Annotated in this window: 1 protein-coding gene; it reads left to right on the forward strand. The window is 69.0% G+C overall.

The genetic code is table 11. The annotated features are described in order from the left end of the window. Positions 1 to 74 precede the first annotated feature (74 nt). On the forward strand, positions 75 to 1,063 hold a 989-nt coding region (locus tag ACFZAU_RS41810; protein ID WP_500556607.1), incomplete at its 3' end, for a transposase.

Consider the following 1,063-nt stretch of genomic DNA (forward strand, 5'->3'; position numbering starts at 1 on the left):
CTAGAAGACTGGTGAAGATCTTGGGGTTCTGGTCCGGTCGTGTGAGCGGTGGGACCAGACTCGTTTTCATGGTGATGGGGGAATGGGCCGGGGACACGGTCGGACCGGATGTGTGGGAGACCTGCCGGGAGTTGATTCCGGCGGGGAGTGTGTTCGCGTTCCTGGCCGAGCATCGCGGTGCGTTGTTCCCGGCGGAGATGTTCGCGGACATGTATCCGTCGGCGAACGGGCGGCCGTCCATGCCGCCGCAGATCCTGGCCGCGGCGATCACACTGCAGGCCCTGCATGGGCTGTCGGACTTCGAGACGGTTCAGGAACTGCGGTGTGACCTGCGGTGGAAGGCTGCTTGTGGGCTCGGTCTGCACGATGCGGCCTTCGATCCGTCGCTGCTGGCCTACTTCCGCCGCCGTCTGGCGCGCTCGGTGCGGCCGAACCGGGTCTTCGAGGCCGTGCGGGAGGTGGTGAAGGCCACCGGGGTCCTTCAGGGCAAGCACCGGCGGGCACTGGACTCCACCGTGCTGGACGACGCGGTGGCCACCCAGGACACCGTCACCCAGCTCATCGCCGCCATCCGTGCGGTGATCCGCGAGGTTCCCGGCGCCGGCCAGGTCGCGGCGGTGCAGTGCACCGCGCACGACTACACCGACCCGGGCAAACCACGGATCGCCTGGAACGATCAGCAGGCCCGCGCTGATCTCGTGGACGCCCTGGTCGGTGACGCGCTGCGGCTGCTGGGGCATCTACCCGAGCGGGAACTGGGCGAGAAGCCCGCGGACGCGGTCGGCATCCTGGCCTTGGTCGCCGGGCAGGACGTCGAACCCGCCCAGGACTCCGACGGACGCGACGGACGCTGGCGCATCACCCAAGGGACCGCACCAGGCCGGATGGTCTCCACCATCGACCCGCAATCCCGGCACGTGCACAAGACCCGCACCCACCAGCAGGACGGATACAAAGCCCACCTGGTCGTCGAGCCCGAGACCGGCTTATACACCGCCGTCACCCTCACGCCCGGCGCCGGCCCCGAGCACCACGAAGCCACCGTCGGCCTGCACCTGCTCGC

It is taken from the genome of Streptomyces sp. NPDC008238 (genome assembly GCF_042956445.1).
GTDB lineage: Bacteria > Actinomycetota > Actinomycetes > Streptomycetales > Streptomycetaceae > Actinacidiphila.